This is a genomic window from Fibrobacter sp., from assembly GCA_024398965.1.
Classification (GTDB): domain Bacteria; phylum Fibrobacterota; class Fibrobacteria; order Fibrobacterales; family Fibrobacteraceae; genus Fibrobacter.
Genome location: JAKSIF010000015.1, coordinates 1 through 24,197, shown reverse-complemented (window position 1 = coordinate 24,197; position 24,197 = coordinate 1). Strand labels below are relative to the sequence as shown.

Genomic DNA, 24,197 nt, shown 5'->3' with positions numbered 1-24,197 from the left:
TCGTTATGGATTCTTCGAGCCTGCGGCTCTCAGAATGACGAAGAATGCTTATGTTTCTCGGAATGACGACAATCCCATTTACACTTGGGATGATGTCGCGGCCTCTTTGCTCTACATCTCCGGGTCCAGTTCGCCGCGGATGATTTCAACTTCGTGATGGTTCACCAGGCTGATGATGTTGGTGGGGCGGATTTCGATGGGGCCGCAGTCCACCATCATGTCCACGGAGTGCTCGAAGGTTTTCCAGAGATCGTCGGGTTCGTAGATGTCTTCGTCGCTGAGTTTTGCGGCGGTGCTCAGGATGGGCTTGTCGAAGTGCTGGAACAGTTCCTGGAAGAAGGGGTGGGTAGGCATCCTGACACCGATTTCGGGGCGCTTCACGTCCAGGCGGCGGGCGATGTGGGGGTCTGCCGGCAGAATGAAGGTGAAGGGGCCGGGAACGCGGGGCTTCATGATGTTGAAGGCGAAATTGTCTACGCGGGCGTAGTCGGTTGCGGTTCGAATGTCCGGAATGATCAATGCCATGAAGAATTTCTTCATAGGCTTTTTGAGGGCGTATAGCTTGTGGATGGCCTTGGGGGATTCCGCGTTACAGCCGATGGCGTAGCCGGATTCCGTAGGGTACAGTACGAGACCGTCGTCTTCGAGAGCGGCTGCGGCCAGCTTTACGATGCGGGCCTGGGGATTTTGAGGATGTACTTCGAATCGCATAGGCTGAATTTACACAAAATTTGAGGATTTGTGCATTAAAATTGCAAAAATAATGTTCCATGTGAGAGCAATTGTTCCACTGGATTCTTAGCACTGCGGAATAACTTGTGTTCCCTCGAAGGCATTTTTCAGGTGGCTGAACTGCAGTGGCTTCTGGTAGACTCTTGCGCTGAGCACGTCGAAACGGCAAGGCTGGTCGAATCCCTTGGGTGCCGCCGCCCTGTTCTCCTGCAGGTAATGGCAGGCGGTGCGCCAGATCTTTTGCTGCTTCATGCGGTTGACACGTGCCGCAGGATTTCCCTGCTGGTTGTTCCACACGGATTTTACCTCCACGAAAACGATGGTGTTGCCGTCTTTTGCCACAATGTCCAGCTCGCCTCCGCGGTAGGCGTAATTGCGTGCCAGAATCTCGTAGCCTAAGCGCCTAAGGTAGGCTGCAGCCAGGGATTCTATAAAGTTACCCTTGGACTTGTTTTCTTTTTTGTTTGTGTCTGCGTTCTTATTTTTAATCATTTTTCCTTCGCTCCTTGGGTTTGTGGTTCGATATGCAAAAAGCTTTCCCTCCTTGGGGAAAACTTTTCAATCTAATAACGCGCCCTTAGGCGATGTAAGAAATGATGTATGAACTAAAAAAGATTAAGGAAGTTCCATGCCCAGCAAGCGGATTTCCGAAATGGCGAAGTCTTCGTTTTCGGCCTCGTAGACATCATCCAGGTAGATTTTCAGTTCCGTGGTTTCCATTGCCTGGATGTTGGGATACTGCATACCCTTGATGTTCTCGAGCTTTACCTTCTGCTTAAAGCCATCCTTGGTCTCGATGGTGATTGTCTTTGGCTTCTTGAAGATGCGGAAACGGTCACCGAAAGCATCGTCAACGGAACGCTGGTAACCGATGGCGATACCGAAATGGGTAACGATGGCATTGTTCTCAAAGTACAGGGTCAGCACCGGATTCTGGGGTTTTTGGGGCTTGGTGTAGAGCCATGCCGTAGTAAGGTCGTCGTCGCTCAGGTTGGACAATGGGTAGCCCTTGGACTGGTCCACTTCCAAGGCCTTTGTCTCGTAGTTGCCGAGGGCATCTGTCCATTCAAGTTCACGGAGTGTGCTTTCCGGCTTATGGGTAAGCATCAGCAGGATAAGCAGCATGATGATGATGGGGAAGATGAAGATTGTCAGTGCGGCAAGTTTCTTCTGGAGGGCTCGAGCCTTGGGAGAAATCCTTGTAACCGTATCGGAAATGGACACAGTGCGGCGGCGCAGCGGAGTGTGGCTTCCGGTAAGTCGTTGTCTGTCGCTTCCAGCTCCGAAAACCTGGTCGCAGGCATCCAGGAATTCCTGCATGTCATGGAAACGTTCGTTCAATTTCTTCTTGAGGCACTTGAGAATCAGTTCAGTAAGTCCCGGGGGCATGTCCTTGCGGAACTGGGCGGGTGCAGGAGGCTGTTCCTGAACGTGCTTCAGGGCGATTTCCACAGGGCGGTTGCCTTCGAAGGGCAGGCGTCCGCATGTCATTTCGTACAGGATGACGCCCATGCTGTAGATGTCAGACTGCAGGGTGACGCTGTCGCCGTGGCACTGCTCGGGGCTCATGTATTCGGGAGTTCCCATGGTCATGCCGGTACGGGTCAGACGGTCCTTTTCCATTTCCTGGACGTAGGAAATGCCGAAGTCCATGATGTACACGCGGTTGTCGCGGGTCAGCATGATGTTGGAGGGCTTTACGTCACGATGTACGATTCCCTTGCTGTGGGCATAGAGAAGACCGCGGGCAATCTGGCGGATAATGACCTCGATGGCCTCGAAAGAGAGCTGTTCCTTGTTGTGGAGAATCTCTGAAAGGTTGGTGCCTTGGACGTATGTCATGGAAATGAACAGTTGATTGTTCTGCTGACCGAAGTCGAACACATGAACGATGTTCTGGTGGTCCAGTTCCTTCATGGCCTGGGCTTCCATGTAGAAGCGCTTGATGGCTTCCTCGTCGGAGGAGGCGTCCAGGATCTTAAAAGCAACTTCACGCTTCAGCCTCTTGTCCATGGCCTTGTAGACGTTTCCCATGCCGCCTTTTCCCAAGGTGCCGAGAAGGTCGTAGTTTTCGTTGAATGGACGAGGAAAAATTTCAGGTTTCTGCGGTGCGATCATTTTGCTTTCTTGATGCTGAATATTTTAATTACCATCACAATATAAAAACCTAAAGCGATGGCAAGGGCCAACAAAGTGTTTTCTATGGGGTCCTGCTGATCCAATAATAGGTGTGTAAGGCTACTTTGGTTGTATCGGGACCAAATAACGTAGGATAGGGCCCTGCCGATGGGTAACATCTGGTCCAGGGGAACCAGGGCTCCGGCCAAGGCAACCTGGGGTATAATCAGCAGGGGCAGGAGGGCGTTTGCCTGTCCGGCGTTTCTGGAGAATGCGCTGACTGCAAGACCTACGGTTATGGGTGGAATCACCATGGTCAGCAAGGTCAATAGCAGTAACGGTACCGGAACGTGGAGGGTCATGCGGAAGTTGACGAAGGCGAATACCACTAGTGTTTGAATCCAGGCTACAACCATGGGCAGGAAAAGCTTTGCGCAGAGGGTGGTAACCACGGGAACACCCTTCCGGAATTCGTTAAGGAGGATTTCTTTTTCCTGGACAATCTCACGGATGGAAAGGGAAAGTGCCAGCCAGTTGGCGGAAAGGATCAAGGCGAAGGATACAATCCAGAGTGACGACAGGTCGGAGAATATCTGGGAGAAAAGAAAGCCGATAACTAGGGGCTGCAGCAGCAGGGCTGTGAACTTGCCCTTGTCGCGGAACCACTGCTTGGCTGTGAGGCCCACCTTGTAAAGGAATGTGGGGGAGAGCCTGGTCTTTGTGAAGTAGAAATTGCCGTTGTTTCCCTGGTGGGGTGTATCCAGTCGTAGGGTATTTTTGCGGGTGTGTTCCAGCCAGAGGGTGGAAGAATCCTGGTTCAGTCTGGAAAGGATTTCTTCTGGGTCCCTGGTGTTGAAAAAACTGTAGCATTCCCTAGGTTGACCATAGAAAGCCTGCTCGCCGTTGTGGATGACCAGGACCTTGTCTGCGATTTCCAGAGCCTCGTAGCTATGAGTGGTAAGGATTACGGTGTGACCTAGGAAGGCCAATTGCTTCAGGTGGGTACAGAGTATTTTTGAGTTGTAGGGATCGAGGCCGGATAGGGGCTCGTCAAGGATAATAAGCCCAGGGTTTCCCATGAGCTCGCGGGCGAGGGCGACGCGGCGCATTTCGCCGCCGCTGAGCGTCCTTACCGCATTGTCCATCCGTCCGCTCAGCCCGAAAAGTTCGCAGAACTTTTCCAGTCGCCCTTGGACGCCGGCCTTGTATTCGTGACGGTTCATGCTGATCCGTCCGCCGTCAAGAAGCGTTTCCTTTACAGTCAGGTCCTTACGTAATTCGGGATCCTGCTCCAAAAAGGCGATGTGCTTGCGGATTTCTTCGTTACGGTAGTCCAGCCCGCCGATGCTTACAGCGGACTTTTCTCCACTGCGGTTAATGCCCTGGAGCAGTCGCAGGAGTGTAGACTTTCCCTGTCCGGAACGTCCGATGATGGCAAGAATCTCTCCGGCGGGAAGCTGAAAGTTGATGCTTGTCAGCAGCTGTTTTTTTCCGGCGAATACATCAAGGCCTGCGGCCTTTACGCTGAATCCGTAGGGCTGGTTCTTGCAGGTGATTTCACCTTCTCCGCCGGTGATGTCAAACTGGATCTTGCATCCGGGTAGACGTATGGATTCTCCCTTCTGCAGGGATACAATCTTTTTCTGTTTTCCCTGAGGGCTAACGACCTTTTCCTTGAAACTGACTTGGGCCACCAGGATCTTTTCGCCGTTCTCTCCGCTGATCTCGGTAAGCCTTGCGCAGGTTCCCTGAGGGAGATTTATGTGGCCGCCTTCGTCGTCCAGTGTTTTCCATTGGGAATTCAAGGGCCAGCTTTGTACTAGGTCCGTGTCCACGGAGTCCATCACCAAAAGTGAAAGCTTGTCGCCCCTGAGGGTGGACCGCAGCTGTATAGGACCAATCAGGATGACATCTCCGTCCTGAATTTCCGTGGAGTTGTCGTGCCCCTCGGGAATAGACTTCCCGTTGACTTGGGTCACGCTATTTCCCGTCAGGCTGGTGAGCATCCATTTGTTGCAACCATCTTGCGCAGTATCTTCCTTCTGGATGACAGCGTGATACCTGGAAACCATAAGGTTGTCCAGTACCAGGCTGTTGTCAGACTTTCGCCCAATGGTAAAAGCCTTGCCGGATTCTACGTTGATGATTCTAAATGATTGCATTAACAATTAACTATTAACAATTAACAATGAATAATGGGCTTCGAATCTCGAATCTGGAGTCACGAGCCTATCATCCTTATGCCAAAGCCTTCAAGCCCGCAATGAATCGGTTGCAGGCTTTTTCCAAAGTCTCGTCGCTTGCCGCATAGGAAAAACGAACGCAGGTGTCGTCACCGAAGGCGGCGCCCGGCACAATGGCAAGGCCCTGGCTCTGCAGCAGGTATTCGCAAAGTTCGATGGAACCGCCGATGACCTTTCCCTCGGGAGTTTTCTTGCCGTAGAAGCAATCTACGGGAGCGAACAGGTAGAACGCACCTTCGGGAGCATGAGCCGGAACCGGCAAAATCTCTGCCGTGCGCTTCAGCATGTAATCGCGACGCTTGCGGAAAGCCTTCTGCATGGCTTCCACGTTGCTCTTGTCCATTTCGAGTGCAGCAAGGGCTGCGTACTGAGCCACGTTGCTGGGATGGTGAGTTGCCTGTCCCTGGATCTTTCCGATGATCTTTGCGATTTCAGCCGGGGCGGCATCGTAGCCGATGCGCCATCCGGTCATGCAGTGGGACTTGGAGAAACCGTTGATCACGATTGTCCTTTCTTCCATGCCGGGGAATGCTGCGGCGGATACAAACTCGGTGTCGTAGACAAAGTATTCGTAGACTTCGTCGGAGATGCAGTAGATGTCCTCTTCGACAATTACCTTGGCGAGTGCGGCCAATTCTTCCTTGGTATAGACGGCGCCGGTGGGGTTGCAGGGGTTGTTCAGCAGGATGGCCTTGGTCTTTTCGGTGCAGGCTGCCTTAAGCTGTTCCGCAGTAATCTTGAAGTTGGCGTCCTTGGTTGCCTGGACAAAGACCGGAGTACCGCCAAGCCATTTCACCAGTTCCGGGTAGGTTACCCAGTAAGGGGCGGGAATGATCACTTCATCGCCAGGATTGACGAGGGCCGCCAGGGAGTTGAATACTGCATGCTTGGCCCCGCTGGTCATGATAATCTGTTCGGGCTTGTAGTTGAGTCCGTTCTCCACCTTAAGCTTGTTGGCAACCGCTTTGCGAACGTCCATGATGCCAACGGGAGCGGTGTAGCGGGTCTTGCCTTCGTGGATGGCCTTGCATGCGCCTTCCTGGATGGGGGCGGGGGTTCCGAAATCCGGTTCGCCTGCGCCGAGGCTTACCACGTCCTTGCCGTCGGCGATCATCTGCTTTGCCAAGGTGTCAATTGCAACCGTCAAGCTGGCGGCGATGTTCAATGTTCTAGTGGAGAGAGGTTTTGCCATGTCTGAGCCTTATCTTTTTGATAACCCTGTACTGGTCCAGGGTCCCTGCAATTAAGGGGAATATTGTAAACTGGGAAATGAATATGCACACAAGTCCGATCAGGGAAATTTCACCCATGCTTCTGATTCCCGGATGGGAGGAGAATAGCAAGGCGAAGGTTCCAATGAAGGTGGCCAACTGTGCAACGATAATAGAAGAAAGATTGTTTTGCAATACGGTCAGGGCTGTACCGCGTTGCTTCTCGTAGTAAGCCGCCCACAACTGTAGTGAACCGTCAACACTGGTTCCAATAAGCAGGATGTAGGCAAGGGAACTGTATGCCGAAAGATGGATGTTGTTAAAGTGGATCGTGATGGTAAGCCAGCTCATGGAGAACAGGGCTGGCAAGATGGTAAAGAAGGCGCGGCTCAATTTGTTGTAGTAAAGCAGGAGAATAATCCAAAGCAGGATTGTCCCGAGGAATATGGACTTGTCCAGGTTGGCTAGAATGGCGTCCAGTACCGAGGCCCTTAGGATAGGAGTGCCGTACACCTTGAATTTCTTGTCTTGAACACCTTCCAGTTTTCTAATCTGGGAAGTGACGTGTCTGCAGTAAAGACCGTTTTCGGAATTGCTGCTGGGAATGATAAAGGCGAAGACTCCGGAATTGCCGTTCCTGTCGGAGAACTTGCGTCGGATGTTTTCGGAGAGCTCGAAGTCCTTGACGTCGCTGTCGTAGTTTTCCAGCATCTCGACTATGTTTGCGCTGTCACTGGTACTGAGCCTGGATAGGACTTCCGGAGTTGCAAGCTTTTTCAGCTGTTGAACCTGCTCGGATTTCTGCTTGGAAAGCTTGGGCATGAACTGGTACTGAGTGAACACCTTCTCGATGTCGGGAATAACGCCTCGTTCCTGCAGATGGCTGATATCCTGGAGTAGGTCGTCATTGTAGGAAGAGTCCGGCAACATGATGATGACCGGATCGTAGGGGGAGAATCCGGTTTCGCTTATTAGGGAATCTGCCTCGGCCTTATTGTGCTGGATGTCCATCTTCTTGAAGTCGTAACGGAACTTCAAGTTGTTGCCGCTATACAGGATTCCCGACAGGCTGATGATGCTGAGGGTGATGATGATGACCCAGTTCACGGCGTTGGGCAAAAGCTTGATTTTTCGGACTCGCGTATAGGGCGTTCCCATGATGCTGAATGTCTTTTTACGCTGGAGGAATTGCAGCAGGGACGTAGACAGTAGGGGACAGACGGTCAGGTTGAGTATGGTTCCGATGGCACCCATTACACCGAACTCCCTAAGGCCAGGAAGAGGGATGATGATGAGGGAAGCAAATAGGGCCGCCATGATCAGTGAGGATGCCGCCACCGTAGGGATGATTCCAAGGATGGCGCTTTCGACGCTAAGGACAGGCCCCAGGTTGTTCTGACGTTCCTTGAAGTAACGGGCCAGTACATGGGTGTTTATCTGGCAGGCGTGTCCCGGCAGTAGCAGTGCCAGGGGGAGGGTAAACAGACAGATTCTTCCAAAGATCAGGTATGTCAGAGCCAGGGTAAATACAGCAGGCAATGCCATGGGCAAAGCAGAAATCGCAATGAGCTGGGGCTGCTTGTAGAAATGCAGGATCAGTAGAATCAGGATGATAAGCGCGGCGAATCCTCCGGCAATCTTTGCCTCCGGCAGGAGCTTTTTCCCGGTTCGTACCGAATCGTAGACTTCGCCTGTATAGAGAACCTTGATCCCTCGGGCTTCCGCGTTGGTTTTCATGAAGTAGGCCACGCTGGCGTAAAGCTCTCGATTGCTTTTCAGGTCTGTCAAGGACTTGGTCGGGTAGATGTCAATAATCCTGATGGTTCCGTTTTGATTGGAATATCCCTGCTGGAGATTCTTGAAATACTTGGCTTCGATCTCCTCGATAATGTTCCTCGGGACGGAATCAGAATGATTCTCTTCTGTAGAATCCAGGCTTACAAAGAAAGGATTGTTCTGCAGAATGATCTTGCTGCGGGTTTCCTCGATGCTTTCAATGACCTTTTCCAGGTCGTCTTCGCTGGCATAAAGAAGACGGTTCTTCTTGAAAAAGTCGACATCGGCGGTGTAGTCGATGAAGTGGACAAGGGAATCCCTGGCGAAGGTTTCCGCAAAGCTATGGGCAAGATCATAGTTGGCTAGGCTGTCGCCGGAACTCAGGATAACCGTAAGGCTGCCCAGACCTCCGAAAGCATCCTCGATTTTTTGAACGTCGGTTTGGACTTCGTTGCCCTTAAGGACATCTTGTAGCTGGATTTCCCATCGCAAGTGGTTGATGGGATAGATGCATAAAAGACCAAGTATGGCAAGGACTGCTATGATCGCCTTGGGATATTGCGCGATTCTCTTGGTAATTTTTGCAAAGAGGGAGAACATCGCCTCTAATATAATTATAATTTGATTCCTGGATGGACTTACAAAAAATGCAAAGCGCTTGCAAGACGCCTTTTTGGGGTGAGTTCCTTCGCATAATGCGTGGGGCGGCAATGTGTGTTTGCTTTCTATTCGTCCTTGCTTCGACTACCTATGCGGCAGAAGAAAATGCGAGTGAATCAGGGGATTCCTTTCGCTTGGCGGACCTCTGGCTATGGCCCTTTAACAATGTGATTCAGCCTGTTTTGAATGGCTTGATCTACCCGGTGGCCAAGCCTATGGATTATGCGTTTAAAAATGGTGCAATCGAGAAGTCCGTAGACCTGATTACCTTTGGTGAACGGGATAATATCTTTATCTATCCTAGCTTCAATTTTAAGCCCGGCTCCAGGACCTTGATCGGGGCGAACTACCGCCATCGCGGAATCTTTCTAGATAAGGATTATCTTGTGGTTCAGGGCAATTATTACGCCAATGGTGACGTAATGATGGCGGCCCGCTACACAAAGCATGCCCTGTTTGGAACATCCTTCTTTGGTGGGTATAGAATCGATATGGCTTGGGACAGGGATGATACCTTTATCTTGCCGGAAACCAAGACCGCCTTTACCCAGCCGGATTCGACAATCTCAATGACATGGCGATTGGGGCGCCCCCTGACGCAGTCGGCAAGGTGGAATGTGGAAGGATGGACAACGTTAAAGTTTGTGGACGCCTCCTTGCCGGACGTTGCTGATTCCATTCTTGTAAGCGATGAATATCCGATTCAGGATAGAGGACTTTACCAGAAGAGCCTGCAGATTCCTGTGGCCTTGTCTATCCTGTACGACAATCTGGATGTCCCTTACGCACCTTCAAGGGGAAGTCGTTTCGGTATTACGGGAACGTATAATTTTGTGGGCAAGTACAGTGGGCTTGATTTTGACGATCTGGGGGAGGATGCTCCCTTGGGGGCAAAAGGCAAAATCAAGGATGGAGGGCTGAATCACGACTTCCTCAAGACAGAACTTCTGTTCCAGCATTATTTCTACTTGGGTTCTGGCGACAACTATGTGCTTTCTGCGAAGGAAGCCAGGGCTAATCGCAAGTTCTATACGGATTTCTCCTGGGATGAGGCCGTGCGTGTTTGGCGACCGGAAAATGTACGCAATACTCTTTTCGAACGTCGCGTTATTGCCTTCCAGTACCGTTACATCGGTATATGGGAAATGGAGGAAGGAGGCGCTCCCTATAATGCCTTCACCTTATTGAATGCCCGAACTCCTCTTCGCGGCTATGGTGACGCTTGGTCTGCCCATCAGCTCATGAGTTTCAGCTGGGAATACCGCTGGCCTGTGGACCGTTTTGTGGACGGCGTGCTTTTTGATGAATATGCCCTAATCGCCCCTGGAATCAAGGATTGGTCCAAGGATCGTTTTTACAACTCATGGGGCTTCGGTATTCGAGTGCGTCAGCCAAACATGTACCTGTTCCGACTACAGTTCGGTTTCCACGGGTTGCATGGTGTGAACCTGGTGATGACCATCGCTCCGGAATTCAAGTAGATTTAAAGTTTAAGTTCTTCCTGGATGCCAATGTCGGGTATGCCGGTGGGAACTGGCCCCGAGGGCATTTTCCTATGGAGCATGTCGTAGGCGTTTCGGGTGGCCACGCGGCCTCGTGGAGTTCTAGACAGCAGGCCTTTTCGAATCAGGTAGGGTTCGTAGACTTCTTCGAGGGTGTCGGGCTCTTCACCGATGGCTGCACCGATGGTGCCAAGGCCTACGGGGCCACCGCCGAAGTTATCAATGATCATGGCCAGAATCTTTCTGTCCATAAAGTCAAGACCTTCTCCATCGATTCCAAGCATGTCGAGGGTCTTCTGTGCGGACGCCACGTCTATGACGCCCGTGCCGCGGACCTGGGCCACGTCACGGCAGCGGCGTAAAACCCTATTGGCAATTCGGGGGGTGCCGCGGCAGCGTCCGCCCAGGAGTCGGGCTGCATCTTCGTCGATGCCAACGTCCAGAATGCCCGCGCTTCGCATAAGAATCTTCACGATGTCTTCTTCGTCGTACAGTTCTAGACGGTACTGCAGTCCAAAGCGGTCGCGTAAAGGCCCTGTAAGGAGCCCACTGCGGGTAGTTGCTCCAACTAAGGTGAAATGTTTTAGAGGGAGGTTTACGCTACGGGCCGCGGGGCCGGAATCCAGCATGATGTCGAGCCTAAAGTCTTCCATGGCGGGGTAGAGGTATTCTTCTACAACGCGATTCAAACGGTGGATTTCGTCGATAAACAGAATGTCGTTTTCTTGCAGGCTTGTCAGAAGACCGGCAAGGTCGCTGGCCTTTTCAAGAACAGGGCCGCTGGTGATGTGGATGTTTACCCCCATCTCCTTCGCGATGATTCCCGCAAGCGTTGTCTTGCCAAGCCCCGGAGGGCCAGAAAACAGGCAATGGTCCAGCGAGTCGCCGCGGTGCTTTGCTGCTTCCATGGCGATGGATAGGCTCTCTTTGATGCTCTTCTGTCCGGTAAATTCCTCAAGTGAAGGCGGACGGAGGTTCCTTTCCATATCATTTTCGTCGCCTGAGCGACGTTCAGGAGAAATAATGCGCTGGTCTTCCATAAGGTACGTTGCCTGGGTCTATAGATACTTTAGGGCTTCGGGAATCAGGGCTGCTGCGTCGGCCTCGTTTCCAAGAACTTCTACAGCCTTGACTACGGCCTTTTCTGCTGCAGGATCCTTGACACCCAGGGTATGGAGTGCAAGAACGGCTTCCATCTTGGCTCCGGTAAGGGCGCCCATGCTTGTAATGCCGCTTCCTTCTACGTTGCCAAGGCCCTGGAGCATGACTCCTGCCTTATCTTTTAGGGTAAGCACCATCTGTTCGCAGGTCTTTTTACCGAGCCCCTTGATCTTGCCTAGGGCAGACTTGTTGTCGCTGGCAATCATGTTTAGTAAATCAGCCGGAGAAACACCGCTCAATATACGTTGGGCCATCTTGGGACCAACCCCGTTTACATCGAGCATCATCAGGAATACCTGCTTTTCTGTTGTATCGGCAAATCCGAAAAGCGTCATGGAATCTTCTCGAACCACAAGATTGGTATGGAGGGTTACGTCGTTGCCAACCTCGGGCAATTTGCCAGCTGTATAGGCGGAAATGTTGATTCCGTAGCCAACTCCGTTGACATCGACCACTACGAAGGTGGGGGTCTTTTCTTCTAGCTTGCCTTTGATATGCTCAATCATAAAATCTGTATAGTATATATGAACGTTTGTTTACTGCACAAATATACACTCTTGTGCTAAAAATGTCAAGAAAAAAGCACGGTAATGCGAAATTATGTGTTTTTTGGGGCTGATTTTGTAATGATTTGCCGTTAAAGCTTTATGTAAGCTGAAATATTCTACTATTGTCGAGAAGAAACTTTATGATAGAAGTTGCAGTCCTTGCCATCTTTTGCGTAGCGCTTTTGACGTCACTTGTGGTTGGCGTGCCTTTGCTGTATGCGCTGGGCTTTGGACTACTGCTTTTTGGCGGTTATGGAGTTCGTCGCTGCGGCCTGCGGAAAACTGCGGAAATGTGCTGGAACGGCGTAAAGACAGCCCGTGGCATTTTGCTGTTGTTTGTTCTGCTGGGGCTTTTGACTTCCTTGTGGCGTGCCAGCGGAACTATCCCGACGATTGTGAGCTACGCCGTGGAGCTGATTCACCCCACAAGCTTTATTCTGCTGACGTTTCTGCTGAATTCCGCCATGTCCCTTTTGACGGGAACCGCTCTTGGGACTGCAGGAACCATGGGCGTGATTTGCGCTACGGTTGGTCGCACTCTTGGTGTTGATGAAGCCTGGATGGGCGGCGCCGTTCTTGCAGGTGTTTATTTTGGAAATCGCATTTCTCCCATTTCATCCATGGCGTTGCTTGCGGCCAATGTAACGAAGACGGATATTTACCAGAATGTTCGCGGAATGTTGCACACGACATGGCTTCCGTTTTTGTTGAGCTGTGGAATTTATTTTGTGGCGGGAATTGGTGGTGATGGAGTTACTGCGGACTCCGCGTCGCCAGTTTCGCAAAACATAACGGAACTTTTCTCCAGGGAATTTTCCCTTTCTTTGTGGAGCCTAGTTCCTGCATTTGTGATTGTTGCATTGTCTGTGGCTCGGGTGCGGACAAGTCTTGTTCTTTTGTGGAGTTCTTTCGCAGCGTTTGTCGTGGCGATTGTAATTGAAAATCAGTTCGTTATCAATTTGTTAAAATCAATCATTTTTGGCTATGAAACTACAGTTCCCGAAATGGCGAAAATGATCAATGGTGGCGGCCTCGTTTCCATGGTGAATGTTTTTGCCATTGTGGTGATTGCAGGTTGCTTTGGTGGAATTTTCAAGGGAACGCAAATGCTAACGCCTTTGCAACTTCTGGTGGCGAAGTTGTCGAAAAGGACCAATCCCTTTGTGGCTACTTTGACTGCGGCTGTTGTAACTTCTTGCGTGGTTTGCAACCAGACCTTGACTATCATTTTGACAAATCAAATGACGGAGAATTTGGACGGTTCGAATCGCGATCAACATGCCTTGAATATTTACGACTCTGCCGTAACCGTGATTGCACTTGTGCCCTGGTCCGTGGCGACGGCCATCGTGCTTGCCGCAACTCAGGCGCCCAACAGCGCTGTACTTTGTGCTTGCTTCCTGTATTTGCTGCCGTTGTGCCGAGTTCTTAATATATTTGCAAAGAAATGATTATCTCGGCAAGCATTCGTACCGATTTACCGGCGTTCTATTCAAAGTGGTTTTTGAATCGTATTCGCGAAGGATACGTGCTTGTTCGCAATCCGTACAATAAGGATTTTGTAACCCGCTACGATTTAAATTCAAATGTTGTAGATGGACTTTTTTTCTGTACAAAAAATCCAGCACCACTTATACCCCATTTGAATGAACTTGCGGATTACCGTTGGCTGTGGCATGTGACTTTGACGCCTTATGGAAAGGATGTAGAGCCTAATGTCCCTGATAAGCATTTTGTTGTGGAAAAGTTCAAGGAACTTTCCGTTGCAACGAATCGTCACAACGTAAATTTTAGAAAGTCAAGTTCTATACTTGAAGATGATTTTACTCTCATAAAAAATCTGGATGCAGTGCAATGGCGCTATGATCCGATCTTTATTACAGATAAATATTCCGTGGAGCAACACGTAAAATCATTTTCTGTAATGGCGGAACTTTTGGCGGGTTACACTCACACATGCATCATAAGTTTTGTAGATATTTATAATAAAGTGGCTCAAAATTTTCCGGAGCTAAAACCTGTTTCGAACGAAGAACAAATTGCGATAACCAAGGCCTTTGTTGAAATTGGTAACCGTTACGACATTTCAATAAAAACCTGTGTGGAAAATTCCGTGTTGTCAAAGTTCGGTGCTGATTGCAGTGGCTGCAGCACGGCGCAAGTTTTTGAAAAAGCTTTCGGTCTTGAAAATAGTGCGTTGACTTTTGTTCCACCAAAGAAAAAGTTCGCTCGCTCAGAATGCGAAGTGTGTGTTGTCAGCGGCGATATTGGTGCCTATAGCAATTGCTTGCATCTTTGCAAATACTGTTATGCAAATTATGGTAAAGATGTTGTGCTTTCAAATCACAAAATGCATGATTCGGAATCGCCATTGATTATAGGCAATTTAAAAACAAATGATGTGATTCACCAGGCAAAGCAAATCAGCTGGATCGTTCCTAGAAACGATAAGCAGATAAACCTGTTTGATGAATAGAATCTTTGGAAAAATGATGAGTAAGTTTTCAGAATATATCGGCAGTCAGTTCGGGAACCCCCGCGGTTTTGTGGGTGCAGTTTGCTGCGTAATCATGAACGTCATCAACAGGGCCATGTACAAGAATACGGTTGCCCTGGTGGACGTTTCGCCTGATGACAAGGTGCTTGACGTTGGTTTTGGAAACGGTTACTTGTTGCAACTTCTTTATGGCAAGTGCAAGTGCGATATGTACGGCATCGACATTTCCGAAGACATGGTGGCTGCGGCGACTTCTCGAAATGTGCGTGCCTCCCGCGAAGGAAAACTTCATTTGCAGATTGGCGACTGCTGCGATTTGACCTTTGATGAAAATACATTTTCTGCGGTAACATCCATCAACACCATCTACTTCTGGAATGATACTGTAAAGGGCCTGTCCGAAATTCGCCGTGTGCTGAAACCTGGCGCCGCCTTCTATAACGTGGTCTACACCAAGGAATGGCTGGACAAACTGAGCTACACGAAAAAAGGCTTCAAGAAGTTTGAACCGGAAGAACTGATCTCGCTTGGGAAGGCCGCAGGCTTTGTCGAAGTGACGATTAAGGAAATCGTGAAACGCAAAAGCTTTGTGGTGATGTATAGAAAATAAGAGGTCTTCGAACTTCTGCATTTTTATTTATAACTGTCACTAGAATCCTCTGTTTTGTATATTGAAAATTGAATGGAGGCTTTATGGATTTTGCTCATTACTTGCCTGTGATTTATGGAATTGGGATTCCGTTCTTGGGAACGGTTCTCGGGGCGGCCTGTGTCTTTTTCATGAAGGGAAGTTTGCGGCCCAAGGTGCAGCGGGCCATGATGGCTTTTGCCGCTGGTGTGATGGTGGCGGCGTCCGTATGGAGCTTGCTGTTGCCCTCCATCGAATCGGCTGCGGATTACGGCAAACTTGCCTTTGTTCCTCCTGTTGCGGGATTCTGGGCGGGCATTCTTTTGCTGTTTCTGATTGACAAGATTACGCCCCATTTGCACTTGGGCAGTAATGATCCCGAAGGTCCCCGCGTGAAAATGAAACGTACGACGATGCTTGCCCTTGCCGTAACCATCCATAACATTCCAGAGGGAATGGCCATTGGCGTGGTGTTTGCCGGATGGCTTGCGGGTGCTGGTGCCGTTGCGGGAACTGCTGGCGATGTTGCAAGCGTGGGCGCGGCGGGCGGAATCTCGTTGGCGTCTGCAGTTGCAGTTTCCATCGGTATGGCCTTGCAGAATTTTCCGGAAGGTGCAATTGTTTCGCTGCCCTTGCGTGCCGAGGGCGAGACACGTTTAAAGTCCTTTGGACTTGGTTTTGTATCTGCAGTTGCAGAAGCGGGCGCCGCCGTGGTTACGGTGCTTTTGGCAAGTTCCATTCTCCCTGCCATGCCCTATTTGTTGAGCCTTGCTGCCGGAGCCATGATCTACGTGGTGGTGGAGGAACTTTTGCCCGAAGCCAATGAAGGTGTTCACTTTGACGGCGTAACTCTGCTTTTCGCTCTGGGATTTTCCCTGATGATGGTGCTGGATACGGCGCTGTAATTTGAGGGATTAATCATTAAAATTTTCTGCAATTTGCCCAAGCGTGCTTTTAGCTTCTTTGTATTTCACATTGTCAAATACAAAGAACTGGGTTACCCCATCGTAGTCTTTTTTGAAGAAATCTTTTTCGCAGATTTCTTTCAGCAGTTCGTTGATGTTGATGCCCGGCATGGCCGATGGGCAAGTGTCAGTTGCGGCCCGCACGCTGCGAACTTGCTGGATTAGCTTTTTTAAATCATCATTAAATGTGATTTGCGGATACAACTTGTGCAAATCGTAAAGATGACGAGACAGGCGTCTTGTTTTTCCGGCGAGGTAATAGTCGCAAATGGCAAAGACTTTATCTACGAAGGTTCTTTCTAAAGATTGCACTTTCATTTGAAACGGCTGCAAATCATACTTTTCAACATCTACGTTGCTTGCGTATGTTGCAATGTAATTCCCGATGGACATTTCTACAACAGGAAACGCTTCGGTGACCATACTGGTTTCTAGGCGGACTTCTGGAACGACTTGTGCACTGGAGTTGCACAACTGCTTATAGGCAAAAGTGTAGTTGTTGATGTCGCGATCGCTTTGCGTCTTGTCAAAGTTGGTAATGACAAGCCCGAGCTTTGTTGCGATAGGCGCGATCACATTGTATTTAAGCTTTTTTCTTCGCGAAGCACCGATGTGACCGCAAAATGCAATGTCGATGTCTTCTGAAAATCGATTGATTGTATGGTGCGCCTTGGATAACGATGTTCCGCCCTTGAAAACGGCAAGGTCTGATGTAGCCGCGATTTCGGCAAGGATGAGGGAGACGTAATAGTCTTTTTCAACTAAAGCGTCCATCACATTCAGGGTGTCGCTAGCGCCCTTTATCAACTTCAAAAAGTAATCAGGCTCATTATGCAAATACACTTTCCAACCTCAAATCGTAAATGCTCTTGTAGGTTTTCAGCGGAAATTCGCCGATGTATTTGTCTATGTCTGCGCGGGTGATTTTTGCTCTTTGAATAAAGCCCTTGATACGGTCGGGAGCCTCTTCTTCGCATTCGTAGTCCGTGTATTCCTCGACATCCTTTAGCAAATCTAAGAGTTGCAGCGTGCTCACGTTTTCTCGAGTCACTGCAATTCGCGAACGACGGATAAAAAATGGAGTTTGTCCGACTTTTACTTCGCGCACAACTGCAGTCGCGTTGTTTGATACAATTTCAGCCTTGTAGGGCACTTGCAAGGTTAGGCCAAGTTGGTTTGCAAAGGTGTAGCCAGAATAGTATCCGTACACGTCTTGTTCGTTGCGGATGTACTTGTATTCTGCCACCATGTTGGCCGAGGGCTTTGGGCAATATTCGCCATTGGGATCGGGCAAGAAGAATACGCCCGCTTCGAAGCGGAGTAGCTGATGACTGTCGCACAGCTTTTTAAACTGTTGACGAAGATTTACGGGGGACAACCCCAGACATTCTGCGTCGGCTGTAAAAATCGGCTTTCCGGGGCCAAAGTTCTTTTTCAAAAATTCAAGCAGCATATTTGCCTCGTAATTAACAAGATTTAATATATGAAATTAAATTGTGTTAGTCAAGGAGGCCGAAACATTTGTTGAATTGTGGAAATTTCCGATTATTGGCCAATTCAAGTTTGTTATACAACGAATGGATGTTTGCGATTTTGGGTTGATGCCGGTAATCGTTGTATCAACGATGATAGAATTTACAACTCCTTGATTTCTTCGGGAGTAAGGCCTGTTCGCTTAGAAATGATTTCCAGAGGAACACCATCATCACGGAACCCCTTGGCAAGTTCCTTGTTCTTGGCATCTGCCCCCTGGGAAAGACCTTCGTTGCGACCTTCTTCTTTTCCCTGCAGGTAGGAGCCCTGCTTTTCGTAAAGCATGTCAGTCATGTTATCTACCTCCAGGAGTAAAAGTTCATCGGTGTACCCCACAAAAGATACATCTTTTGCGAAGTCTTCGTCAAGGAGATTTCCCGCTTTTTCCTCGTCGATGGTCTTGTCTTCCAGCACATCGCGAAAGAGCCGCAGCATTTCTGCGCGGGGCGACACATCACGGGCTTCCCAGCAATTTTCTTCTTGCAGGCGGTCGTCCATGCGGAAAAACTTCGACATTTCCACAAGGAACACATCAATCTTCTTGAATGGATATTTACGGTTCCGCATTACCTGGCACTGATGAAAATAAGTGTCAGGCTCCAGCGGGAACTGGTCATCCACAAGCAGCGAAAGCACATAGATATGCGGCAGCTCGTAACTCTTGTTTTTCTTCACCTGGTTATTCACGATGCGAGATGTGTAATAAACCAGACGGTCCATGAACAGCGTGTTGAAATTCTGCTGCACCTCGATGACCACGGGTTCATTCGCCTGATTGTATCCGTAAATGTCAAAAATGTTGGTCTTGTTGTCCATCACGCCAGGCTGTTCCTGAACGCCCAGGGTGAACTTCGTAATCGCCTTGTTCCCAGTGAGCCCGAGCATGGCGTTCAAAAACTTGATCGTTCGCTCCGGCTTGCCTTCGCTCGCCATCAGCATCTTAAAAATGCCATCGCTGAACGGATAGACATTCCTATAGATTTCACGATACTTGGGGAGATTCTCAGGATGTTCCTTGAGATCGCGGGCCATGGCCCAAAACTGGGTTCTATTCATTTTTCCTCCAGTCGCTACAGGCTAAAAAAGCGACGGCTTGATTAGTGTTCTTTTGTTCACTACTAAATTTATACAAAAGTTTGGGCGGTGTCAAGGCGGGGCGCGAAAAAATTTCACTTTGCAAACTATAGGCGACAGGGGGCGATGTTTTGGGCGTTGCCCTGGCGGGCCGGCCCTCTTGCGCTATCGACTCGCGATGCGAGTCGTTCGTTCAGCCTCGCGCGACCTGCGACTGCACAAGGCAAGCGCCGCGCGAGTCCGACCCCATACGGGCTGCGGGGCCTAACGCGAAAGCAGGGCGAAACTCTACTTCAAATTTTCAACAAATGAATTTAAGAGCGTCTCGCTGATATGCCTTTTGGACAATCGAAGAATCCTAGCGCATTCAATCGCATCTTCTTTATTCAACAGACCTTTTTCATTAGCTGCAGTTAAAATGCCAATTGTGCCGGATATTCGTAATTTCATAGTCGTGGCCACATGTCTGGCTCGAACTTCATCGACAATTAAAAGATCGCTCTTGTTTTCGTCGGAATAGATGATTGCTTCGCTTTCGCCAAGATCCAAACCAGTCATGCGCATCAGCATATTGACAGTGTTGCTATTAGCAATCGAGACTTTCTTGAGAAAACTGCAGTTTTTTACTTTGTCGGCTTCCTCTTGAAAAATCGGGTTTGCAACCAGTTCTTCGAACACAGCCTCGGGAAGCAGGACCTCGCCAAAGAGAGTTTCAAGAATGTCAAGACGGTTGATTTTGAGAAAAGAAATTATTGGAGTTGTATCAGAAACGACAATCATCCCTACCTCTTGGAAAGTAGTTCCATCACATTGCCTGCGTCCTGTTCAACTTCTTCCCAGCTCTGGTCAATATACGGGATTCCCTCGCTCCCATACAATTCAATCAGTTCCCACTTGGAAATGCCCAAAATTTCGGCGGCACGACCATGCGAGATTGTCTCGTTCTTGATAAAGGGGTACAGCAACAAAGCATTGCGACGGAGCTCATCGCACTTGTTTTCGCACACCATGAAATTCATGATGTCTTCCGGGACTTCCATTGTTATTGTCGCCATAATCGACCTCCTTCGCTTCCCGCTAATATACATTTTTACAGCATTCCAGGGATGGTCTTGTATTTTTCCCGGGCCCCTTTTTTGAATACAAATATTCTCTACGCAAACTTCAGTATGGAATTCGCCATTATTGGCAGAAACTGCTTTATTCATACTTTCCTCCAGTCGCTACATGCTAAAAAAGCGACGGACTGTTTAACTCATAATACTTAACGCGGCATTGGCCGGAAACGAACAAACAACTGTTCTTTTGTTCACTACTAAATTTATACAAAAGTTTGGGCGGCGTCAAGGCGGGGCGCGAAAAAATTTCACTTTGCAAACTATAGGCGACAGGGGGCGATGTTTTGGGCGTTGCCCTGGCGGGCCGGCCCTCTTGCGCTATAAAAAGACCGAGCTGGAAAAATCCAGTTCGGTCTTTTTGTCGTTCAGCCGCTTCGCGTCCTAACCCATGCGGGCTGCGGGGCCTAACGCGAAAGCGATGTGGAACCGACAGGGATGTTTTTCTTGAAGGCTTTCATGTCGGCTTCCGTCGGTGTGTCTATGCAAATCTTGCGGTGTTGATGGATGCCGATTTTGCAGTCATCACGAGCAAATTTTCCTTGCTGATTTTTTTAGACGCATCGACCTCAATGGTTGTATAACGCAAAGCAGTCTTTGTCTAGGCTCCGATTGAATTACTCATCCATCACACATCTAACAGAAAAGCCTTGTTTTTTAGGAGTATTTGATATAGGATTTGATTTTGAAGTTCGATCTTGCCACGAGCCCTTTGACCATAATGCAAAATTTTCAGGATTTTCCTCAGGATAATGCCAATAAGTTCCCTCATTTAAATTTACGAAAGTATTGTCCCAATTGTAGCCAGCCCCAACAAGGCTATACCCTGTGGTATTGTAACCACCAAAACCGAATGTAGATCGCACCCCTTCAACACCGTGGGTATTACCATTGCTATTGACTATGATGTAGAAATCATTATAAGTCAACAGACGCCAGCCATCCGGGCAAATTCCCTGATGATGAAGAGTTGTTGCGTCATATTTATCCCGACAATCTTTTTGGTTACATTCACTTGGCAGTTGCATCATCTCAGCCCATTGATAAAGCCCACCATAATAATGACAATTTAATGTATCATTATCATAACAATACCGTTCAATTATATCATTATCTTCCTGATTTTTCCTTCCACGAACCATAACACCAATATTTAAATTTTCAACCATCGCATAAATTGAAGTAACCTTTCCAAGAGTATCACGGCCTTTAAACTTGAGATATTTATAAGATCGATTATTTCGAACATCTGTAAATTCAAGGCACCCTCCAAAATCCTTGCAATTAAACGGACTCCATTCAGCCGATGTCCCCCAAGGATTTTGTTTACTACTAGATGATCGAATTTCATTAGAGCTAGAACTCGACTGTTTCACAGAAGAGCTACTGCTAGACTTGACACTTGATGAGGAGTTCACCGAGGAACTGGACTTAGCCGAGCTGCTGCTGGATTTTTCCGAGGAACTGCTAGATTCCCGATCGGGGTCGGGAATGACAGAAGAGGATGACCCATCGGCTGTGTCGCTGCCCTTGACGCTACTGCTAGATCCTTCGCTATCGCTCACGACGCTTGAGGAGGAACCCGGAATGACAGAAGAGGAAGAGTCACCGTTGATGCTGGAGGACGACTCATCGTCCTCAACAGCGGAACTCAGGGAACCGTTTTCAGCAGATGCGCTGGTGGAGTCGTCGCCGCAGGCGTTAAAGGTGAACAGCGCAAAAGCGACTGCGCTGGTGAGTGTGATTTTTTTGAATGTGTTCATATTAAAACTCTGTTAAATGTGTCTATGCAAATCTTGCGGTGTTGATGGATGCCGATTTTGCAGTCATCACGAGCAAACCAAAGACTCCATCTTATAAAGATTATTTTTAAGCAGCTTGTTTTTCTTGTTCATATTGGATCTCGGTAGATTTCAATTTTTTTTGCGTATCTTAATAATCAAGAACACAACGAATATTTAAATGACTTCTTTTATAAGATTTTGACACAGAAAATTCTTCCAAACTAAAAGTAATTGTTTTTGCGACATCTAAATCTTTTTCAGAGGGTATCCAAAATTTGGCCAATTCCTTCTCATAGCCGTCATCGCCATGAGGCAAGATACTCATACCGTACGAGTTTTTCGCAGTAAACTTATGTGACCAAATAGCCTGAGAAAGAAGGCTGTGACTCAAATCTATTCCAGCAGGAGTGATAGCAACATGTTTCCACTCAGTTTCATTCATCACATGCCATCCCTCGGGACAAACGCCTCTCACCTTGCTGTCTTCGGGATATTTATCGTTAAAATTGGCGGTACACTTGGGGTTATCGGCCACACTCACACTGTCACAAACTTTTGGGAGTCCCATCGCTTCGCTCCAGGAGTATAGAGCTCCGAAGTAGTTGTCGCAATACCAGGGGTCGTCCTTATAGCAACTTTTTTCAATTTTCGCATCATCAAATATGGTCGTGGCGATATCAAGCACGGTATCTGCAAAATTCAAATTTTGAGCCATCACAGTAAAGCTGTAATTTCCATCCATGTCAAAAGACTTGACCGTCCTATAAACCTTTCCATCACGAGGGTCCGTAAAGGTTCCATAAGTAGCCTTAGAGCCGAATACACTGTCCATGTTCGGGTAAACCTTGGGCAAGACTGCTTCCACAATAGAATCAATGACCCATTGGTTATTTTTACATGTGACATATCCCGTATCTAAAGCAGAAATAACAACTTTATGCTCATTTTCTTCGCATAGCCTATATACAAATTCGGAACTACTACTTCCGCCCTTTTTAGATGAAGAACTTGATTTTCCATCGGCTTTTACGCTAGAGGAACTGCTAGAACCTTCGCTGTCGCTCGGGATGACACTTGATGAGGAACCCGGAATGACAGAAGAGGAAGAGTCGCCGTTGATACTGGAGGATGATTCATCGTCCTCAACAGCGGAACTCAGTGTGCTGTTTTCACCAGATGCGCTGGTGGAGTTGGAGTCGTCGCCGCAGGCGTTAAAGGCGAACAGCGCAAAAGCGACCGCGCTCACCAAACCAATTTTCTTAAAAGTCTTCATAAAAAACTCCGAATATATTCCCCATAAATTTAGTTTTTCTAAAACATCGTTCCCCTGAAAATAAATTTTATTAATCAGAATTTGCCTAGTTTCCCATACGCCTCACCCTGAGGCATATAGAACATCTTGCATCCTGCATTCGCGTTAGGGATGGTTACCCGTATGGGCCGAGACTCGCGTAGCGCGGCTCGGTGAGCGAAGCGAATACAGCCCGACCCCGGCGGCGGTTCTGTTGTGCGTGTCCCGGGAGCCGGGGGAACGCCCAAAAGTTGAGAGTAACGCGAACACTGTTCGTACTGCCGAGACGCGTGGGAGTGCGCTTGCGCCACGTATTTTATCTCTTGCAATAACTGACGGCAGTTGTTATAAACGAAAGTGCGGTGAGCAAGAGGCCGGCGAAGACGGTGCCGTTCCAGCCCCAGAGTGTCCAGAAGGTGCCGGAGAGGAATGTACCCAGGGAGCCGCCGATAAAGTAGATGGTCATGAAGATGGTGTTCATGCGGCTGGTGGCTTCGGGGCAGAGTTTCATGACGGAGCTTTGATTGCCCAACTGGATAAATTGCATGCCGATATCGATGAGGATGATGCCCACGATGATGGCGGCGTAGCTGTTGCTTCCGAAGTAGAAGGTGGCCCAGGCGGTGGCCATGAGGAAGTTGCCTGCGTTGCAGAATTTTTCTACGCCGAAGCGTTTGATGTACTTGCCGATGCGAGAAGCGGTGAGGGCGCCGGCGATTCCGCAGAGTCCCAGAAGCCCAACGGTTTTACTGTCCTGGAAGAAGGGCGCTTGCTTCATACGGAAGGCGAGGCATGCCCACAGCGCTAAAAAGGAGCCGAAGGCGAATCCCGAGCGGATGCTGTAGATTCGTGCCTGGGAGAACCGCACAAAAAGTTCCCCGATGGATTTCAGCATGCTGAAAAATGTGCCGCGGTAAGTGGTGGGCACATTGGGCAGAACTTTAAAGACGATGGCGGTGGAGGCGAGCATCATCATTGCGGCAATGAGGAACATGGAACGCCAGCCAAACCATTCGCCTACAAGGCCGCTGCACACACGGGAGGCGAGAATTCCCGTAAGGAGGCCGCTTAAGACCATGCCGGTTTTCAGTTCCTTTTCGTCGGGCCTTGAAAACAGGGAAACCATGGGCATAAAGATTTGCGGCGTCACGGAGCAGATGCCAGTAACGAAGGAACCTGCCAGAAGCATCACGGCGTTTGTAGAAAAGTAGATGGAGATAAGCCCGAAAATCAGCAGGGTGAAATTTGCTAGCACGATGCGGCGGCGGTCAATCATGTCGCCTAGCGGCACGATAAAAAGCAGGCCCAGGGCGTAACCCACCTGTGTGAGCACCGGCATGAGATTCACGTAGAATTCCG

22 protein-coding genes are annotated in these 24,197 nt (G+C 49.0%); 6 read left to right on the top strand and 16 right to left on the bottom strand.

Annotated elements, in window-relative coordinates; translation table 11 throughout:
* Positions 1–111: 111 nt before the first annotated feature.
* The 6 genes from MJZ26_07920 to MJZ26_07895 all read right to left on the bottom strand — a co-directional run bounded on the left by MJZ26_07920 (position 112) and on the right by MJZ26_07895 (position 8,680).
* Positions 112–711 (bottom strand): threonylcarbamoyl-AMP synthase, encoded by a 600-nt coding sequence (locus MJZ26_07920; protein MCQ2105704.1) that lies wholly within the window; start codon positions 709–711, stop codon positions 112–114.
* Positions 712–798: 87 nt separating this feature from the next.
* Positions 799–1,224 carry a YraN family protein gene (locus MJZ26_07915; protein MCQ2105703.1) on the bottom strand — a complete coding sequence of 142 codons (426 nt, stop codon included), beginning with the start codon at positions 1,222–1,224 and terminating at the stop codon, positions 799–801.
* Between the two features lie 123 nt (positions 1,225–1,347).
* Entirely contained in the window at positions 1,348–2,850 is a 1,503-nt protein-coding gene (locus MJZ26_07910; GenBank protein ID MCQ2105702.1) for a serine/threonine protein kinase, read from the bottom strand.
* The gene (locus MJZ26_07905) at positions 2,847–5,012 is read right to left on the bottom strand and encodes an ATP-binding cassette domain-containing protein (GenBank protein ID MCQ2105701.1); all 2,166 of its coding nucleotides are present in this window, start codon (positions 5,010–5,012) and stop codon (positions 2,847–2,849) included. The genes MJZ26_07910 and MJZ26_07905 overlap by 4 nt, the downstream gene beginning before the upstream one ends.
* A 76-nt stretch (positions 5,013–5,088) precedes the next feature.
* Positions 5,089–6,285: a pyridoxal phosphate-dependent aminotransferase gene (locus tag MJZ26_07900; GenBank protein MCQ2105700.1), complete on the bottom strand. Its 1,197-nt coding sequence runs from the start codon at positions 6,283–6,285 to the stop codon at positions 5,089–5,091.
* Positions 6,263–8,680 (bottom strand): MMPL family transporter, encoded by a 2,418-nt coding sequence (locus MJZ26_07895; protein MCQ2105699.1) that lies wholly within the window; start codon positions 8,678–8,680, stop codon positions 6,263–6,265. Before MJZ26_07895 ends, MJZ26_07900 begins: the two co-directional genes overlap by 23 nt.
* A gap of 110 nt (positions 8,681–8,790) precedes the next feature.
* Here MJZ26_07895 and MJZ26_07890 point away from each other — a divergent pair, with 110 nt between their 5' ends.
* Positions 8,791–10,221 (top strand): BamA/TamA family outer membrane protein, encoded by a 1,431-nt coding sequence (locus MJZ26_07890; GenBank protein ID MCQ2105698.1) that lies wholly within the window; start codon positions 8,791–8,793, stop codon positions 10,219–10,221.
* Positions 10,222–10,223: 2 nt separating this feature from the next.
* Here the strand turns inward: MJZ26_07890 and ruvB are convergent, their stop codons facing one another.
* A complete protein-coding gene (gene ruvB / locus MJZ26_07885) occupies positions 10,224–11,282 on the bottom strand; it encodes a Holliday junction branch migration DNA helicase RuvB (protein MCQ2105697.1) in 1,059 nt (352 codons plus the stop codon).
* An 18-nt stretch (positions 11,283–11,300) separates the two neighbouring features.
* Positions 11,301–11,909: a Holliday junction branch migration protein RuvA gene (gene ruvA, locus MJZ26_07880; protein ID MCQ2105696.1), complete on the bottom strand. Its 609-nt coding sequence runs from the start codon at positions 11,907–11,909 to the stop codon at positions 11,301–11,303.
* A gap of 182 nt (positions 11,910–12,091) precedes the next feature.
* On the opposite strand from ruvA, the gene MJZ26_07875 reads away from it, so the two are divergent.
* The 4 genes from MJZ26_07875 to MJZ26_07860 all read left to right on the top strand — a co-directional run bounded on the left by MJZ26_07875 (position 12,092) and on the right by MJZ26_07860 (position 15,981).
* Positions 12,092–13,402: a hypothetical protein gene (locus MJZ26_07875; GenBank protein ID MCQ2105695.1), complete on the top strand. Its 1,311-nt coding sequence runs from the start codon at positions 12,092–12,094 to the stop codon at positions 13,400–13,402.
* On the top strand, positions 13,399–14,427 hold the full coding sequence (locus MJZ26_07870; protein MCQ2105694.1) for a DUF1848 domain-containing protein: 1,029 nt from the start codon (positions 13,399–13,401) through the stop codon (positions 14,425–14,427). Before MJZ26_07875 ends, MJZ26_07870 begins: the two co-directional genes overlap by 4 nt.
* A 16-nt stretch (positions 14,428–14,443) precedes the next feature.
* Positions 14,444–15,058 (top strand): class I SAM-dependent methyltransferase, encoded by a 615-nt coding sequence (locus tag MJZ26_07865; protein ID MCQ2105693.1) that lies wholly within the window; start codon positions 14,444–14,446, stop codon positions 15,056–15,058.
* Between the two features lie 83 nt (positions 15,059–15,141).
* On the top strand, positions 15,142–15,981 hold the full coding sequence (locus MJZ26_07860) for a ZIP family metal transporter (GenBank protein MCQ2105692.1): 840 nt from the start codon (positions 15,142–15,144) through the stop codon (positions 15,979–15,981).
* A 9-nt stretch (positions 15,982–15,990) separates the two neighbouring features.
* Here the strand turns inward: MJZ26_07860 and MJZ26_07855 are convergent, their stop codons facing one another.
* The 6 genes from MJZ26_07855 to MJZ26_07830 all read right to left on the bottom strand — a co-directional run bounded on the left by MJZ26_07855 (position 15,991) and on the right by MJZ26_07830 (position 21,139).
* A complete protein-coding gene (locus MJZ26_07855; GenBank protein MCQ2105691.1) occupies positions 15,991–16,854 on the bottom strand; it encodes a nucleotidyl transferase AbiEii/AbiGii toxin family protein in 864 nt (287 codons plus the stop codon).
* A gap of 16 nt (positions 16,855–16,870) precedes the next feature.
* Positions 16,871–17,494 (bottom strand): hypothetical protein, encoded by a 624-nt coding sequence (locus MJZ26_07850; protein MCQ2105690.1) that lies wholly within the window; start codon positions 17,492–17,494, stop codon positions 16,871–16,873.
* Positions 17,495–17,676: 182 nt separating this feature from the next.
* Positions 17,677–18,630 (bottom strand): Rpn family recombination-promoting nuclease/putative transposase, encoded by a 954-nt coding sequence (locus MJZ26_07845; protein ID MCQ2105689.1) that lies wholly within the window; start codon positions 18,628–18,630, stop codon positions 17,677–17,679.
* A gap of 306 nt (positions 18,631–18,936) precedes the next feature.
* A complete protein-coding gene (locus tag MJZ26_07840; GenBank protein MCQ2105688.1) occupies positions 18,937–19,428 on the bottom strand; it encodes a hypothetical protein in 492 nt (163 codons plus the stop codon).
* A gap of 2 nt (positions 19,429–19,430) precedes the next feature.
* Positions 19,431–19,703 (bottom strand): UPF0175 family protein, encoded by a 273-nt coding sequence (locus MJZ26_07835; protein MCQ2105687.1) that lies wholly within the window; start codon positions 19,701–19,703, stop codon positions 19,431–19,433.
* A gap of 677 nt (positions 19,704–20,380) precedes the next feature.
* On the bottom strand, positions 20,381–21,139 hold the full coding sequence (locus tag MJZ26_07830; GenBank protein ID MCQ2105686.1) for a hypothetical protein: 759 nt from the start codon (positions 21,137–21,139) through the stop codon (positions 20,381–20,383).
* Positions 21,140–21,158: 19 nt separating this feature from the next.
* On the opposite strand from MJZ26_07830, the gene MJZ26_07825 reads away from it, so the two are divergent.
* Positions 21,159–21,542, top strand: a complete 384-nt coding sequence (locus MJZ26_07825) for a hypothetical protein (protein ID MCQ2105685.1) — start codon at positions 21,159–21,161, stop codon at positions 21,540–21,542.
* Between the two features lie 153 nt (positions 21,543–21,695).
* On the opposite strand, the gene MJZ26_07820 is transcribed toward MJZ26_07825, so the two are convergent.
* Together MJZ26_07820 and MJZ26_07815 are read right to left on the bottom strand one after the other, a co-directional pair.
* On the bottom strand, positions 21,696–22,820 hold the full coding sequence (locus MJZ26_07820; protein ID MCQ2105684.1) for a hypothetical protein: 1,125 nt from the start codon (positions 22,818–22,820) through the stop codon (positions 21,696–21,698).
* A gap of 334 nt (positions 22,821–23,154) precedes the next feature.
* Positions 23,155–24,197, bottom strand: a 1,043-nt coding sequence (locus MJZ26_07815; GenBank protein ID MCQ2105683.1) for an MFS transporter, incomplete at its 5' end; no start/stop codon positions are given.